This window comes from Pantoea sp. EKM20T, from assembly GCF_011800485.1.
In the GTDB taxonomy this organism is placed as follows: Bacteria; Pseudomonadota; Gammaproteobacteria; order Enterobacterales; family Enterobacteriaceae; genus Pantoea; species Pantoea agglomerans.
In genome coordinates this window covers 315,621-330,866 of sequence record NZ_JAALFW010000001.1, presented here as the reverse complement: position 1 = coordinate 330,866, position 15,246 = coordinate 315,621, and the positions used below count along the sequence as shown (strand labels likewise).

Here is a 15,246-nt window from a genome sequence, read left to right as displayed (position 1 = left end):
CGGAGACGATCATGAGACTCGAGTTTTCAATTTATCGCTACAATCCGGATGTCGATGACAAACCGCGCATGCAGGATTACACCCTGGAAGCGGAAGATGGTCGCGACATGATGCTGCTGGACGCGCTGATTCGCCTGAAAGAGAAAGATCCGACCCTGGCGTTTCGTCGCTCCTGTCGTGAAGGCGTCTGCGGTTCCGATGGCCTGAACATGAACGGTAAAAACGGACTGGCCTGCATTACGCCCGTCTCGGCGCTGGGCAACGGCAAACAGAAAATTGTTATCCGTCCGCTGCCAGGTTTACCGGTGGTGCGTGACCTGGTTGTAGACATGAGCCAGTTTTATGCACAGTATGAGAAAATTAAGCCTTTCCTGTTGAATAATGGGGAAAATCCGCCAGCTCGTGAACATCTGCAGTCGCCGGATGAGCGTGAACACCTGGATGGCCTGTACGAATGTATACTCTGTGCCTGCTGCTCAACCTCATGCCCATCATTCTGGTGGAATCCTGAGAAGTTCATCGGTCCTGCTGGCCTGCTGGCCGCGTACCGCTTCCTGATTGACAGCCGCGACACCGAAACCGAGGCGCGTCTCGACAATCTGAATGATGCTTTCAGCGTATTCCGCTGCCATAGCATCATGAACTGTGTGAGCGTATGTCCGAAAGGGCTGAACCCGACGCGCGCCATCGGCCATATCAAGTCGATGCTGCTGCAGCGCGGCGCATAAGCAGTTTCTGCCGGGAACCTCAGGTTCCCGGTGTTTTACGGAAGCCTCTGTAAGCGCGGTGATTACCACGTTTACAAAGGTTCCCTTACGGGCCACGCGCGCTGCGCAAAGTGCTCGTATCGCTGAACTCACTACGGCAAACCGCGAAAGCGGCAACAAATGAAACCTCAAAAAAGCATAGCAATGCTTAAGGGATCACAATGCAGAACAGCGCGATGAAGCCCTGGCTGGACTCTTCCTGGCTGGCCGGCGCGAATCAGTCTTACATAGAGCAGCTCTATGAGGATTTCCTGACCGATCCTGACTCTGTCGATGCAGTGTGGCGCTCGATGTTCCAGCAGTTACCGGGCACCGGAATGAAACCTGAGCAGTTTCACTCCACCACACGTGAGTACTTCCGTCGCCTGGCGAAAGACGCATCTCGTTACACCTCATCTGTCTCCGATCCTGAAACCAACTCCAAGCAAGTAAAAGTGCTGCAGCTGATTAACGCGTTTCGTTTCCGCGGTCATCAGCACGCCAATCTTGACCCGCTTGGTCTGTGGAAACAGGACCGGGTAGCCGATCTCGATCCCGCTTTTCACGATCTGACCGAGGCCGATTTTCAGGAAAGCTTTAACGTCGGCTCTTTTGCCATTGGCAAAGAGACCATGAAGCTGGCCGAACTGTTCGAGGCGCTGACTCAGACTTACTGCGGCTCGATCGGTGCAGAATATATGCACATCAACAACACTGATGAGAAACGCTGGATTCAGCAGCGTCTTGAGTCAGTCGCGGGCCGTGCAGCCTTCAGCAATGAAGAGAAAAAAGGTTTCCTGAAAGAGCTGACCGCGGCCGAAGGGCTGGAAAAATATCTCGGAGCGAAATTCCCGGGTGCCAAACGCTTCTCGCTGGAAGGCGGCGATGCACTGGTTCCGATGCTGCGCGAAATGATCCGTCATGCCGGTAAGAGCGGAACCCGTGAAGTCGTATTGGGTATGGCGCACCGTGGCCGTCTCAACGTGCTGATCAACGTGCTGGGTAAAAAGCCACAGGATCTGTTCGACGAGTTCGCCGGTAAGCACAAAGAGCATCTGGGCACCGGTGACGTGAAGTACCACATGGGCTTCTCGTCTGACGTGGAAACCGAAGGCGGCCTGGTTCACCTGGCGCTGGCGTTTAACCCGTCGCACCTGGAGATCGTCAGCCCGGTGGTCATGGGTTCAGTGCGTGCCCGTCTGGATCGTCTGGATGAGCCAGCCAGCAATAAAGTCTTACCGATCACCATTCATGGTGATGCGGCCGTGATTGGCCAGGGCGTGGTTCAGGAAACTCTGAACATGTCACAGGCGCGCGGTTATGAAGTGGGCGGTACCGTTCGCATCGTCATCAACAACCAGGTTGGCTTTACCACCTCCAACCCGAAAGATGCGCGTTCGACCCCTTACTGCACCGATATCGGCAAAATGGTGCTGGCACCGATTTTCCACGTCAATGCTGACGATCCGGAAGCGGTCGCGTTTGTGACCCGTCTGGCGCTCGACTATCGCAACACCTTTAAGCGTGATGTGTTTATCGATCTGGTCTGCTATCGCCGTCATGGTCACAACGAGGCGGATGAGCCAAGTGCGACCCAGCCGCTGATGTACCAGAAAATCAAAAAACACCCGACGCCGCGTAAAATCTATGCCGACCGTCTGGAAGGTGAAGCCATTGCCACGCAGGAAGATGCGACCGAAATGGTCAATCTCTACCGTGACGCGCTGGATGCGGGTGAGTGTGTGGTGCCGGAATGGCGTCCAATGAGCCTGCACTCCTTTACCTGGTCACCTTACCTGAATCATGAGTGGGATGAACCTTACCCGGCTCAGGTCGACATGAAACGTCTGAAGGAACTGGCGCTGCGTATCAGCCAGGTGCCTGAAGAGGTGGAAGTGCAGTCGCGTGTTGCCAAGATTTACAACGACCGCCGCCTGATGGCTGAAGGCGAGAAAGCCTTTGACTGGGGCGGCGCGGAAAACCTGGCATACGCCACGCTGGTTGATGAAGGCATTCCGGTGCGTCTGTCGGGTGAAGATACCGGTCGCGGAACCTTCTTCCATCGTCACGCGGTAGTCCATAACCAGGCGAACGGCTCAACCTATACCCCTCTGCACCACGTGCACAGCGGTCAGGGCCAGTTCAAGGTGTGGGACTCCGTGCTGTCAGAAGAGGCGGTACTGGCCTTTGAATATGGTTATGCCACCGCAGAGCCGCGCATCCTGACCATCTGGGAAGCGCAGTTTGGTGACTTCGCCAACGGCGCACAGGTTGTTATCGACCAGTTCATCAGCTCCGGTGAGCAGAAATGGGGCCGGATGTGTGGCCTGGTGATGCTGCTGCCGCACGGTTATGAAGGTCAGGGGCCAGAGCACTCCTCTGCGCGCCTGGAGCGTTATCTGCAACTCTGCGCTGAGCAGAACATGCAGGTCTGCGTGCCGTCTACCCCTGCGCAGGTTTACCATATGCTGCGTCGTCAGGCGCTGCGCGGTATGCGCCGTCCGCTGATTGTGATGTCGCCGAAATCACTGCTGCGTCATCCACTGGCGATCTCAACGCTGGATGAACTGGCTAACGGCAGCTTCCAGCCTGCGATTGGCGAAGTCGATGATCTGGATCCGCAGGGCGTGAAACGCGTCGTGCTGTGCTCCGGTAAAGTCTATTACGACCTGCTGGAGCAGCGTCGTAAAAATGAGCAGACCGATGTGGCTATCGTGCGCATCGAGCAGCTCTATCCGTTCCCGCATCACGCGGTACAGGAAGCATTAAAAGCGTATGCTCACGTGCAGGATTTTGTCTGGTGTCAGGAAGAGCCACTGAATCAGGGCGCCTGGTATTGCAGTCAGCATCATTTCCGTGAAGTTGTGCCGTTTGGTGCCACCTTACGTTATGCAGGCCGCCCGGCATCCGCCTCACCGGCCGTGGGTTACATGTCCGTACACCAACAACAGCAGCAAGACCTGGTTAATGACGCGCTGAACGTTAATTAATTAAAAGGAAAGATAATGAGTAGCGTAGATATTCTCGTTCCCGACCTGCCTGAATCGGTTGCCGATGCCTCTGTGGCAACCTGGCATAAAAAACCAGGCGATGCAGTCACTCGCGATGAAGTGCTGGTCGAAATCGAAACTGACAAAGTTGTGCTGGAAGTGCCAGCCTCTGCGGACGGTATCCTGGAAGCCGTTCTGGAAGAAGAGGGCGCCACCGTCACTTCCCGCCAGATCCTGGGTCGTCTGAAAGAGGGCAACAGCGCCGGTAAAGAGAGCAGCGCGAAGTCTGAAAGCAAAGAGTCTACCCCGGCTCAGCGTCAGACTGCGTCACTGGAAGAAGAGAGCAACGATGCGCTCAGCCCGGCTATCCGCCGTCTGATTGCAGAGCACAATCTTGATGCCTCGCAGATCAAAGGCAGCGGTGTTGGTGGTCGTCTGACCCGTGAAGATGTTGAAAAACATCTGGCCAACAAACCGCAGGCTGCCAAAGCCGCTGCGCCAGCTGCTGATGCGGCCGCCGCGCAGCAGCCAGTGGCTAACCGCAGCGAAAAACGCGTGCCGATGACCCGTCTGCGTAAGCGTGTTGCCGAGCGTCTGCTTGAAGCGAAGAACAGCACCGCGATGCTGACCACCTTCAACGAAATCAACATGAAGCCCATCATGGATCTGCGTAAGCAGTATGGTGAGGCCTTCGAGAAGCGTCACGGTGTACGTCTGGGCTTTATGTCCTTCTACATCAAAGCGGTTGTTGAAGCGCTGAAACGCTATCCGGAAGTGAATGCTTCTATCGATGGTGAAGATGTGGTTTACCACAACTACTTCGACGTCAGCATTGCGGTCTCTACGCCACGTGGTCTGGTTACACCCGTCCTGCGTGACGTGGATGCGCTGAGCATGGCGGACATCGAGAAGAAAATCAAAGAGCTGGCAGTGAAAGGCCGTGACGGCAAACTGACAGTTGAGGATCTGACCGGCGGTAACTTTACCATCACCAACGGCGGCGTCTTTGGTTCACTGATGTCCACCCCGATCATCAACCCACCGCAGAGCGCCATCCTGGGCATGCACGCCATCAAAGATCGCCCGATGGCGGTCAATGGTCAGGTTGTGGTGCTGCCGATGATGTATCTGGCGCTCTCCTACGACCACCGTCTGATCGATGGCCGTGAATCAGTTGGTTATCTGGTTGCAGTGAAAGAGATGCTGGAAGATCCGGCGCGCCTGCTGCTGGATGTCTGATTTTCACCGGGTGCGCCTTGCCGCGCGCCCAACCTCATTACTCTTTTCAGACCTGAATGGATAGAACATCATGAACTTACACGAATACCAGGCGAAACAACTGTTTGCACGGTATGGCATGCCGGCACCAACGGGTTACGCCTGTACTACACCACGTGAAGCGGAAGAAGCAGCCTCTAAAATTGGCGCAGGCCCGTGGGTAGTTAAATGTCAGGTTCATGCCGGTGGCCGCGGTAAAGCGGGCGGTGTGAAAGTGGTTAACAGCAAAGAAGAGATTCGCGCTTTTGCTGAAAACTGGCTGGGCAAACGCCTGGTTACCTATCAGACAGACGCAAACGGCCAGCCGGTAAACCAGATTCTGGTTGAAGCGGCGACCGATATCGATCAGGAGCTCTATCTGGGCGCTGTGGTCGATCGCGCAACACGTCGCGTAATTTTCATGGCCTCCACTGAAGGCGGCGTGGAAATTGAAAAAGTGGCGGAAGAGACCCCGCACCTGATCCACAAAATGGCGCTGGATCCACTGACTGGCCCGCAGCCTTATCAGGGCCGTGAGCTGGCGTTCAAACTTGGCCTGACCGGCAAGCTGGTTGGCCAGTTCACCAAGATCTTCATGGGCCTGGCGACACTGTTCCTGGAGCGCGATCTGGCGATGGTTGAGATCAACCCGCTGGTGATCACCAAACAGGGCGACCTGATCTGCCTGGATGGCAAACTGGGTGCCGATGGCAATGCCCTGTTCCGTCAGCCAGAGCTGCGCGAAATGCGCGATCCAAGCCAGGAAGATCCGCGTGAAGCCCATGCGACACAGTGGGAACTGAACTATGTTGCGCTGGAAGGCAACATCGGTTGTATGGTTAACGGCGCAGGTCTGGCGATGGGCACCATGGACATCGTTAAACACCACGGCGGTCAACCGGCCAACTTCCTTGATGTCGGCGGCGGCGCAACCAAAGAGCGCGTGACCGAAGCCTTCAAAATCATCCTGTCTGACGATGCGGTTAAAGCCGTATTCGTTAACATCTTCGGCGGTATCGTACGCTGCGACCTGATTGCCGACGGCATCATCGGCGCAGTCGCTGAAGTGGGTGTGAACGTACCAGTTGTGGTACGTCTGGAAGGTAACAACGCCGAGCTGGGCGCCCAGAAACTGGCGGACAGCGGTCTGAACATCATTGCAGCAACCAGCCTGACAGACGCCGCACAGCGTGTTGTTGCTGCCGCGGAGGGTAAATAATGTCCATTCTGATCGACAAAAACACCAAAGTCATTTGCCAGGGTTTCACCGGTGGCCAGGGGACTTTCCATTCTGAGCAGGCGCTGGCATACGGCACCCAACTGGTTGGCGGCGTGACGCCAGGCAAAGGTGGCACGACCCATCTCGGCCTGCCGGTGTTCAACACCGTTCGCGAAGCGGTAGAAGCAACCGGCGCGACCGCCACTGTGATCTACGTTCCGGCTCCTTTCTGTAAAGATGGCATCCTGGAAGCGATCGACGCGGGCATCAAACTGATCATCACCATCACCGAAGGCATCCCGACCCTGGATATGCTGACCGTGAAAGTGAAGCTGGATGAAGCAGGCGTGCGGATGATCGGTCCAAACTGCCCAGGGGTTATCACCCCAGGCGAATGTAAAATCGGCATCATGCCGGGCCACATTCACCAGCCGGGCCGCGTCGGTATCGTGTCACGTTCAGGCACCCTGACCTATGAAGCGGTTAAGCAGACCACGGATATCGGCTACGGCCAGTCAACCTGTGTTGGCATTGGTGGTGACCCGATCCCAGGCTCTAACTTCATCGACATCCTGAAAATGTTCCAGGATGATCCACAGACTGAAGTTATCGTGATGATCGGTGAGATCGGCGGTAGCGCAGAAGAAGAAGCTGCAGCCTTCATTAAAGAGCACGTGACCAAGCCGGTTGTAGGCTACATTGCTGGCGTCACCGCGCCGAAAGGCAAGCGTATGGGCCATGCTGGCGCCATCATTGCTGGTGGTAAAGGTACAGCAGATGAGAAATTTGCTGCGCTGGAAGCGGCAGGCGTGAAAACCGTCCGCAGCCTGGCGGATATCGGTGACGCAGTTAAAGCCGTATTACCTGCTAAATAAGTCAGCGTCATCTGAGACTAAGCCACCTTCGGGTGGCTTTTTTTATGCCTGTAAATGACAGCTATAACGCAGGAAGCTAAAGAGAAGAGTGCGCGGTTAAATAACCGGTCTGCGGCTCATCACGTTAAGGAAAAGTGTCAAAGGTAAATTATTTCTTCGCGCTTTATTTCATTACTGACATCTCATTAACAAGAAACCTACCTGACCCTATCTGGAAACTTATTGCGTTAATCCAGATCAATTAATCGCGACTTATATCCAACTATATCTCTGGCAAAGCGCAACGCTAAGGGCGTAAATTGCGCTGCATCAATCCAGCCTTTTACACAAATTTTCAAACGTCTGCTCAACCCGGGATAACACCCGCTTTCCTCCTGTTAAAGCACGCGTTAACGAAAGCGCTGATTGACAATTTTCTGAGCTGCTTCATTCGCTACTCGCCTGTTCGGGCAGCTCACAGACCTGTTCTGCGGGTAATAAAAAACTGGAATCAATAAACAGTCGTTGCTGACTCTGATTGCGTTCGATCTGTTCGCGCGCGTGACGGAGACAAAGCGAGGAGCAAGGAGTCCTTATGTTAGATATCGTCGAGCTGTCGCGGTTACAGTTTGCCTTAACGGCGATGTACCATTTTCTGTTCGTCCCTTTAACGCTGGGTATGGCGTTCTTGCTGGCGATCATGGAAACGGTATATGTCCTGAGCGGCAAACAAATCTATAAAGATATGACGAAGTTCTGGGGCAAGTTATTTGGTATTAACTTTGCGCTGGGTGTCGCCACCGGCCTGACCATGGAATTTCAGTTCGGGACTAACTGGTCATATTACTCTCACTACGTCGGCGATATCTTCGGCGCGCCGCTCGCCATCGAAGGTCTGATGGCGTTCTTCCTGGAATCCACCTTTGTTGGCCTGTTCTTTTTTGGCTGGGATCGCCTGGGCAAAGTGCAGCACCTCGCCGTCACCTGGCTGGTGGCGCTGGGCTCAAACATGTCGGCGCTGTGGATTCTGGTGGCTAACGGCTGGATGCAGAATCCGATCGCCTCTGAGTTCAACTTCGAAACCATGCGCATGGAGATGGTCAGCTTCTCAGAGCTGGTGCTGAACCCGGTCGCGCAGGTGAAATTCGTTCACACCGTGGCAGCCGGTTACACCACCGGTGCAATGTTTATTATGGGCATCAGCGCCTGGTACATGCTGAAAGGTCGTGACTTCGCCTTTGCTAAACGCTCGTTCGCTATCGCGGCCAGCTTTGGCATGGCGGCGGTGCTGTCAGTCATCGTTCTGGGCGATGAGTCAGGTTACGAGATGGGGGACGTGCAGAAAACCAAACTGGCCGCTATCGAAGCGGAGTGGGAAACCCAGCCGGCACCGGCCTCGTTTACCCTGTTTGGCCTGCCCGATCAGGCAACTCAGGAGAACCGATACGCAGTACAGATCCCCTGGCTGCTGGGCCTGATCGCCACCCGATCAACCGATACGCCGGTCACCGGCCTGAAAGATCTGATGGCACAGCATGAAGTGCGCATCCGCAACGGCATGAAAGCCTATGCCCTGCTGAATGAGCTACGCGGTGGCAGCCAGGATCCGGCGGTGCGTAACGCGTTCAACAGTCACAAACAGGATCTCGGCTACGGTCTGCTGCTGAAGCGTTATACCGACAACGTGGCTGATGCAACCGAAGCGCAGATTAAACAGGCGACGCAGGACTCTATCCCGCGTGTCGCCCCGCTCTATTTTGCCTTCCGCATCATGGTGCTGTGTGGCGTACTGCTGCTGGGCATTATCGCGCTGGCGTTCTGGAGCGTACTGCGTAACCGCATCGGCAAAAATCGCTGGTTACTGAAAGCGGCGCTGTTTGGTATTCCGCTGCCGTGGATCGCTATCGAATCAGGCTGGTTTGTGGCGGAGTATGGTCGTCAGCCGTGGGCTATCGGGGAAGTTCTGCCGACTGCGGTGGCCAACTCCTCCCTGACCGTTGGCGATCTGCTGTTCTCAATGATCCTGATCTGCGGACTCTACACAATGTTCCTGGTGGCTGAGATGTACCTGATGTTCAAATTCGCCCGCCTTGGGCCGAGCAGCCTGAAAACCGGGCGTTATCATCATGAGCAGATCACGGCAATCACCCAGCCGGTACAGGGATAAGGAGAGCGACCATGTTTGATTATGAAGTTCTGCGCTTTGTCTGGTGGCTGTTGATTGGCGTACTGCTGATTGGCTTTGCCGTCGCAGATGGTTTTGATATGGGTGTCGGGATGCTGACGCGCATTCTGGGCCGGAATGATACTGAACGTCGCATCATGATTAACAGTATCGCCCCACACTGGGACGGTAACCAGGTCTGGCTGATCACCGCAGGTGGCGCGCTGTTTGCCGCCTGGCCGATGGTCTACGCTGCAGCCTTCTCTGGCTTCTACGTGGCGATGATTCTGGTGCTCGCGTCGCTGTTCTTCCGTCCGGTTGGCTTCGATTACCGTTCGAAGATTGAAGACAATCGCTGGCGCGGTGCCTGGGACTGGGGGATTTTCATTGGCAGCTTCGTGCCGCCGCTGGTGATTGGCGTAGCGTTTGGCAACCTGTTACAGGGCGTGCCGTTCCATGCCGATGAGTATCTGCGCCTGTTCTATACCGGTAACTTCTTCCAACTGCTGAATCCGTTTGGGCTGCTGGCGGGTGTGGTCAGTGTGGCGATGATTCTGGCGCAGGGTGCAACCTATCTGCAGATGCGCACTACCGGCGAACTGCATCTGCGTTCACGCACCGCAGCACAACTTGCCGCCCTGGTGATGATGGTCTGCTTTATCCTGGCGGGCGTCTGGGTGAGATATGGTATCGATGGTTATGTGGTGACCAGCACCATGGATCACTTCGCCGCCTCTAACCCACTGGGTAAAACCGTGGTGCGCGAAGCGGGTGCCTGGATGGTCAACTTCCAGAACCATCCTGTGCTGTGGCTGTTCCCGCTGCTGGGCGCTGTGCTGCCGCTGCTGACCATACTCTGCTCGCGGATTGAGAAGGGCGCCTGGGCGTTTCTGTTCTCTTCACTGACGCTGGCCTGCGTCATCATGACAGCCGGCATTGCAATGTTCCCGTTCATCATGCCATCCAGCACGGTGCCGGGTGTGAGCCTGACCATGTGGGACGCAACGTCCAGCCTGCTGACGCTGCAAACCATGACCGTTGCCGCCGCTATCTTTGTGCCGATCATTCTGGCTTACACCACCTGGTGCTACTGGAAGATGTTTGGTCGTATCACCAAAGAGCATATTGAAAGCAACAGTCACTCACTCTATTAATTAAGGAGACGTCGCATGTGGTATTTTGCCTGGATTCTCGGCACGTTGCTGGCCTGTGCCTTTGGTATCGTGACCGCGCTGGCGATTGAGCACATTGAAGCGCAGGATGAGCCTCACTGATGCGAACGCTAATTCGGATGCTGTATGATCTGATGGATAAGGGCCCGTTACGGGCCCTTTCACTGCTGCTGGCGCTGCTGACCGCAGGCGGCGTGATGTGGGATCCGACACGCTTTGCCAATCAGGCAGGCCAGTTACCGGCTCTGCAGGGGCTGGTGCTGATCTGGGCGGTCTGCAGTGGGGTGATCCACGGTGTGGGCTTCCGGCCACAGCAAACCCGATGGCAGGCGCTGTTTGCCCCGTTACCCGCCATGCTGGTGCTATTTATTGCGCTTTACCGTTTTTATCTTTAAGACCCCGTCTCATCGGCGCTGTCAGTGAATTTTTGTCAGCGTCTGGTCAATTAATCTCCCTGAAATCGTTCCGTTTGTTACGGAGCGATAATTATTTTCGCCTGGCTCTGACGAGCCATTCCCAACCCCAATTCTCTTGCGTATAGTAACAACGTTTAAAACGAGGCCGGGATGTAGAGTGAGTACAACGCTGTTTCGCTGGCCGGTTCGGGTCTACTACGAAGATACTGATGCCGGTGGTGTGGTTTATCACGCCAGCTATATCGCTTTTTATGAACGAGCACGTACTGAAATGTTGCGACAGCACCATTTCAATCAGCAGACGCTGTTAGAACAGCAGATCGCTTTTGTGGTACGGCGTATATCGGTGGACTATCTGGCGGCGGCGCGTCTTGATGACCTTCTGGAGATCCAGAGCGAGGTCACATCAATGACACGGGCTACCATGACGTTCACTCAGCGTATCGTGAATACTGAAGGCAAAGTGCTCAATGAGGCAGAAGTCCTGATTGCCTGCATTAACCCACATCTAATGAAGCCGATTGCGCTTCCCAAGTCTATTGTCGCGGAGTTCAAGCAGTGACTGACATGAACATTCTTGATTTGTTCCTGAAGGCGAGCCTTCTGGTCAAACTTATCATGTTGATTTTGATCGGCTTTTCTATTGCCTCCTGGGCCATCATTATTCAGCGCACACGTATTCTGAATGCGGCGGGAAGAGAAGCGGAGGCGTTTGAAGACAAATTCTGGTCCGGCATCGAACTCTCGCGCCTCTATCAGGAGAGCCAGGAGCGCCGGGAAGAACTGGGCGGTTCGGAGCAGATTTTCTATTCCGGCTTTAAAGAGTTTGCCCGCCTGCATCGCGCCAACAGCCATGCGCCGGAAGCGGTCATTGATGGTGCGAGCCGTGCGATGCGTATCTCAATGAATCGTGAGCTGGAAGCGCTGGAAAACCACATTCCATTCCTCGGCACCGTCGGTTCTATCAGCCCTTATATCGGACTGTTCGGCACCGTCTGGGGGATCATGCACGCCTTTATCGCACTGGGTGCCGTGAAGCAGGCAACCCTGCAGATGGTTGCACCGGGTATCGCTGAAGCGTTGATTGCGACCGCTATCGGTCTGTTTGCCGCGATTCCGGCGGTGATGGCGTACAACCGTCTGAACCAGCGCGTGAACAAACTGGAGCAGGGCTACGACAACTTCATGGAAGAGTTCACTGCCATTCTGCATCGCCAGGCTTTCTCCAGCGATAGCGCTAAGTAAATAGAGGTTAATGATGGCCAGAGTACGTGGTCGCAAACGCCGCGACCTGAAGTCGGAAATCAACATCGTTCCGCTACTGGACGTCCTGTTGGTGCTGTTGCTGATCTTCATGGCAACGGCGCCCATTATTACCCAGAGCGTGGAAGTGGATCTGCCTGATGCGACCGATTCGAAAACCGTTGCCAGCGATGATAATCCGCCGGTGATTGTCGAAGTGGCGGGCGTGGGTCAGTACAGCCTGGTCGTGGATCACGATCGTATGGATCAACTTCCGCCAGAGCAGGTAATCAGCGAAGCGCAGCGTCGACTGGAAGCGAATCCTAAGACGGTCTTTTTGATCGGGGGCGCGAAAGAGGTGCCTTACGATGAAATTATTAAAGCGCTCAACCTGCTGCACCAGGCGGGTGTTAAATCTGTCGGTTTGATGACGCAGCCGATTTAAAATCGAACCGTTTTTTGGGAACCGAGTGTGTCGAAGGCAACCGAGCAAAACGAGAAGTTAAAGCGCGCGATAATCATTTCGGTGATTCTGCATATCGTGCTGATCGCGCTGCTGATTTGGAGCTCGTTTAATGAGCACATTGACGCCAGCAGTGCGGGTGGCGGAGGCAGTGATATTGATGCAGTGATGGTCGATCCCGGTGCCGTCGTGAGTCAATACAATCGTCAGCAGAACCAGCAAAGTGACAGCCAGCGGGCTGAGCAGCAGCGTAAAAAGCAGGCGCAGCAGCAGGCTGAAGAGCTGCAACAGAAACAGGCTGCTGAACAGCAGCGTCTGAAAGCGCTGGAAAAAGAGCGTTTAGCCGCGCAGGAAACCGCGAAAGAAGAGGCAAAACAGCAGGCTGAGCAGCAGAAGGCTGCCGAAGACGCTGCTAAGCAGGCGCAGGAGCAGCAAAAAACGGCGGAAGCGGCGGCTGCCAAAGCCAAAGCGGATGCAAAAGCTCAGGCAGATGCGCAGGCAAAAGCCGCGGCTGAGCAGGCGAAACAGGCCGCAGCCGAAGCAAAGAAGCAGGCTGATCAGCAGGCGAAAGCCGCCGCTGCCGCTGCTGCAAAAGAGAAGGCCGTTGCGGAAGCGAAGGCGAAATCTGAAGCAGATGCGAAAGCCGCGGCTGAGGCCAAAGTGAAAGCGGCGGCGGATGCCAAAGCCAAAGCGGCTGAAGAGGCTAAACAAAAAGCAGCTGAGGCCAAAGAAAAAGCCGCAGAGGCGGCGAAAGAGAAAGCCGCAGAAGCAGCAAAAGAGAAAGCGGAAGCGGCTAAAGAGGCCGCCAAAGAGAAGGCGGAAGCTGCCGCCAAAGCGAAAGCCGATGCCGCGGCGAAAGCCAAAGCCGATGCTGCCGCTAAGGCCAAAGCGGATGCTAAAGCGAAAGCCGCCGCCGATGCTGCCAACGACAGCGATGTCGATGATTTGCTGGGTGGACTTGCTTCCGGTAAAAATGCACCGAAAAGCGGCACCTCTGGTGGCGCAGCAGGGCAGGGAAACCAGAAGAAAGCGGGTGCATCAGGCGCGGAAATCAACTCCTACATGGGTCAGGTTGTGAGTGCGATTCAGAGCCGATTCTATGATGCGGATCTGTATCGCGGAAAAACCTGTGATTTGCGGATTAAACTTGCGCCTGATGGCTTGTTGATTGATGTTAAGTCAGAGGGTGGCGATCCCGCGCTCTGTCAGGCCGCGATTGCTGCCGCAAAACAGGCACGTATTCCGAAGCCGCCTTCGCAGGCGGTCTACGAAGTGTTTAAAAACGCCCCAATGCGTTTTAAACCGCAATAATGCAGTAACGGGCGGCAAGTTGATCTATGTTTAGCGTGCCGTACTTAAGTTGTACTCGTGGTTTCCAGGAACAGTGCCAATTATCGTGGACTGAGGTTCAGATAAGGGAGATAAAATGAAGCAAGCTCTTCGCGTTACGTTAGGCTTTTTTATCCTGCTGTGGGCAGCCATGCTGCATGCAGAAGTTCGAATTGAGATCACCCAGGGTGTCAACACTGCGCGCCCGATTGGCGTGGTGCCGTTTAAATGGGCCGGTGCTGGCGCAGCGCCGGAAGATATTGGCGGCATCGTTGCAGCTGACCTGCGCAACAGTGGCAAATTTAATCCACTGGATCGCTCGCGTCTGCCACAGCAGCCTGCCAGCGCGCAGGAAGTTCAGCCTGCCGCGTGGAGTGCACTCGGCATTGATGCCGTGGTCGTCGGTCAGGTCGCGTCTAACCCGGATGGCAGCTATCAGGTTTCGTACCAGCTGGTCGACACTGGCGGTGCTCCCGGTACCGTGCTGGCACAAAACAGTTATAAAGTGACGAAGCAGTGGCTGCGTTATGCCGCTCACACGGCCAGTGACGAAACGTTCCTGAAGCTGACCGGCATCAAGGGCGCTTTCCGTACCCGTATCGCCTATGTGGTGCAGACCAACGGCGGCCAGTTCCCGTATGAGCTGCGCGTTGCTGACTACGATGGTTACAACCAGTTTGTCGTGCATCGTTCACCACAGCCGCTGATGTCGCCAGCCTGGTCTCCGGATGGCAGCAAAGTTGCTTACGTGACCTTTGAAAGCGGCAAATCTGCGCTGGTGGTACAGACGCTGTCGAACGGTGCTATCCGTCAGATCGCCTCCTATCCACGTCACAACGGTGCCCCAGCGTTCTCGCCGGATGGCTCTAAACTGGCGTTCGCGCTCTCTAAAACCGGCAGCCTGAACCTCTATGTGATGGATCTGGCCTCAGGTCAGACGCGTCAGATTACCGATGGTCGCTATAACAGCACCGAACCAACCTGGTTCCCGGACAGCCAGACACTGGCTTACACCTCCGATCAGGCTGGTGCTCCACAAATCTACAAAGTCGGACTTAACGGTGGCGCGCCACAACGTATTACCTGGGAAGGCGGTCAGAACCAGGATGCGGATGTCGCAACAGATGGTAAGTCTATGGTGATGATTAGCACCAACGGTGGTGCTCAACACGTCGCCAAACAGGATCTGGAAACGGGAGCCGTTCAAACGTTAACGGACACGTTCCTGGATGAAACGCCGAGCCTGGCACCCAATGGCACAATGGTAATCTACAGCTCTACTCAGGGTATGGGTTCCGTGTTGCAGTTGGTTTCTACCGACGGCCGTTTCAAAGCGCGTCTTCCGGCAACTGATGGACAGGTAAAATTTCCTGCCTGGTCGCCGTATCTGTAAT

The 15,246-nt window shown here is 55.3% G+C and carries 14 protein-coding genes; all 14 read left to right on the top strand.

What is annotated here, in order from left to right; translation table 11 throughout:
• The first annotated feature begins 11 nt into the window (after window positions 1-11).
• The 14 genes from HFD94_RS01550 (at window position 12) to tolB (ending at window position 15,245) form a co-directional block, all read left to right on the top strand.
• Window positions 12-728 carry a succinate dehydrogenase iron-sulfur subunit gene (locus HFD94_RS01550; protein ID WP_010260736.1) on the top strand — a complete coding sequence of 239 codons (717 nt, stop codon included), beginning with the start codon at window positions 12-14 and terminating at the stop codon, window positions 726-728.
• A gap of 200 nt (window positions 729-928) precedes the next feature.
• The gene (sucA, locus tag HFD94_RS01545; protein ID WP_010260738.1) at window positions 929-3,736 is read left to right on the top strand and encodes a 2-oxoglutarate dehydrogenase E1 component; all 2,808 of its coding nucleotides are present in this window, start codon (window positions 929-931) and stop codon (window positions 3,734-3,736) included.
• A gap of 15 nt (window positions 3,737-3,751) precedes the next feature.
• Window positions 3,752-4,975 (top strand): 2-oxoglutarate dehydrogenase complex dihydrolipoyllysine-residue succinyltransferase, encoded by a 1,224-nt coding sequence (gene odhB / locus HFD94_RS01540; RefSeq protein ID WP_010260740.1) that lies wholly within the window; start codon window positions 3,752-3,754, stop codon window positions 4,973-4,975.
• A 70-nt stretch (window positions 4,976-5,045) separates the two neighbouring features.
• Window positions 5,046-6,212, top strand: coding sequence for an ADP-forming succinate--CoA ligase subunit beta (sucC, locus tag HFD94_RS01535; RefSeq protein ID WP_003853151.1), 1,167 nt, complete (start codon window positions 5,046-5,048; stop codon window positions 6,210-6,212).
• Window positions 6,212-7,087 (top strand): succinate--CoA ligase subunit alpha, encoded by an 876-nt coding sequence (gene sucD, locus HFD94_RS01530; protein ID WP_010260744.1) that lies wholly within the window; start codon window positions 6,212-6,214, stop codon window positions 7,085-7,087. Before sucC ends, sucD begins: the two co-directional genes overlap by 1 nt.
• Window positions 7,088-7,661: 574 nt before the next feature.
• Window positions 7,662-9,233, top strand: coding sequence for a cytochrome ubiquinol oxidase subunit I (gene cydA / locus HFD94_RS01525; protein WP_122889094.1), 1,572 nt, complete (start codon window positions 7,662-7,664; stop codon window positions 9,231-9,233).
• An 11-nt stretch (window positions 9,234-9,244) separates the two neighbouring features.
• Complete coding sequence (gene cydB / locus HFD94_RS01520; RefSeq protein ID WP_122889093.1) at window positions 9,245-10,384, top strand: cytochrome d ubiquinol oxidase subunit II; 1,140 nt, start codon at window positions 9,245-9,247, stop codon at window positions 10,382-10,384.
• A 15-nt stretch (window positions 10,385-10,399) separates the two neighbouring features.
• A complete protein-coding gene (gene cydX / locus HFD94_RS01515; RefSeq protein ID WP_010260755.1) occupies window positions 10,400-10,504 on the top strand; it encodes a cytochrome bd-I oxidase subunit CydX in 105 nt (34 codons plus the stop codon).
• A complete protein-coding gene (ybgE, locus tag HFD94_RS01510) occupies window positions 10,504-10,797 on the top strand; it encodes a cyd operon protein YbgE (RefSeq protein WP_061704228.1) in 294 nt (97 codons plus the stop codon). Before cydX ends, ybgE begins: the two co-directional genes overlap by 1 nt.
• Before the next feature lie 178 nt (window positions 10,798-10,975).
• The gene (gene ybgC, locus HFD94_RS01505) at window positions 10,976-11,380 is read left to right on the top strand and encodes a tol-pal system-associated acyl-CoA thioesterase (RefSeq protein WP_010260759.1); all 405 of its coding nucleotides are present in this window, start codon (window positions 10,976-10,978) and stop codon (window positions 11,378-11,380) included.
• A complete protein-coding gene (gene tolQ / locus HFD94_RS01500) occupies window positions 11,377-12,063 on the top strand; it encodes a Tol-Pal system protein TolQ (RefSeq protein ID WP_010260762.1) in 687 nt (228 codons plus the stop codon). Before ybgC ends, tolQ begins: the two co-directional genes overlap by 4 nt.
• A gap of 13 nt (window positions 12,064-12,076) precedes the next feature.
• Complete coding sequence (gene tolR / locus HFD94_RS01495; protein WP_010260764.1) at window positions 12,077-12,505, top strand: colicin uptake protein TolR; 429 nt, start codon at window positions 12,077-12,079, stop codon at window positions 12,503-12,505.
• A gap of 27 nt (window positions 12,506-12,532) precedes the next feature.
• Window positions 12,533-13,834 carry a cell envelope integrity protein TolA gene (tolA, locus tag HFD94_RS01490; protein ID WP_022626037.1) on the top strand — a complete coding sequence of 434 codons (1,302 nt, stop codon included), beginning with the start codon at window positions 12,533-12,535 and terminating at the stop codon, window positions 13,832-13,834.
• Window positions 13,835-13,949: 115 nt separating this feature from the next.
• Entirely contained in the window at window positions 13,950-15,245 is a 1,296-nt protein-coding gene (gene tolB, locus HFD94_RS01485) for a Tol-Pal system beta propeller repeat protein TolB (protein WP_010260769.1), read from the top strand.
• The last annotated feature ends 1 nt before the right edge of the window (window position 15,246 follow it).